Here is a 769-nt window from a genome sequence, read left to right as displayed (position 1 = left end):
CGCCAGCTCGGTGCGGCCCGACCCGACAAGCCCGGCAACGCCGAGGATTTCACCGGCCTTGAGGTCGATGTCGACGCCGTCGAGCACGATGGCGTGCGGCGCTTCGGGATCGCGCACGGTGCGCAGGCCGCGCACCGACAGCACGACATCGCCGGCCACCGCGCGTTGCGCCGGCCGGGCGTAGAGCTCGGACGCCGCGCGGCCAACCATCTTCTCGATGATTTTGGGCAGGGCGATCGGTCCACCCTCACGGTCGAGATGCCCGGCCAGCCGCCCATCGCGCAGCACCGTCATGCGGTCGCAGATGGCGGAGGCTTCCTCCAGCCGGTGGGTGACGAACATGATGGCGACCTTGTCCTTGCGCAGCCGGTCCATGATCGACAGCAACCGCTGCACCTCGGTCTCGGTCAGCGCCGAGGTCGGTTCGTCCATGATGATCAGCCGGCTTTTCAGCGACAGGGCGCGGGCAATCTCGACCAGTTGCTGTTCGGCCACCGACAGCGCCGACACCGGCGTCATCGGATCGATGGAGAGGCCGACGCGGGCGACGATCGTGCGGGAGTCCTGCTCCATCCGCCTCCAGCTGACCAGCCCGAGCGGACCGGTCGGCGCGCGGCCGATAAAGATGTTTTCCGCCACCGTCAGCGTCGGGATCAGGCTGAGCTCCTGGTAGATGGTGACGATGCCGAGCCGCTTGGCATCCTGCGGGCTGGATGGATGATAATCGGCACCGTCGAAAGTGATGCGGCCGCCCGACGGCGGCATGACG

Annotated in this window: 1 protein-coding gene; it reads right to left on the bottom strand. The window is 68.0% G+C overall.

Going from position 1 to position 769, the window contains the following annotated elements; translation table 11 throughout:
- On the bottom strand, nucleotides 1–769 hold a 769-nt coding region (locus EN964_RS36105), incomplete at both ends, for an ATP-binding cassette domain-containing protein (RefSeq protein WP_164776538.1).

This window comes from Mesorhizobium sp. M7A.F.Ca.CA.001.10.2.1, assembly GCF_003998575.1.
Taxonomy (GTDB): domain Bacteria; phylum Pseudomonadota; class Alphaproteobacteria; order Rhizobiales; family Rhizobiaceae; genus Mesorhizobium.
Note: the sequence above shows the minus strand (reverse complement) of the source record. Positions and strands in the feature narration are given on the sequence as shown.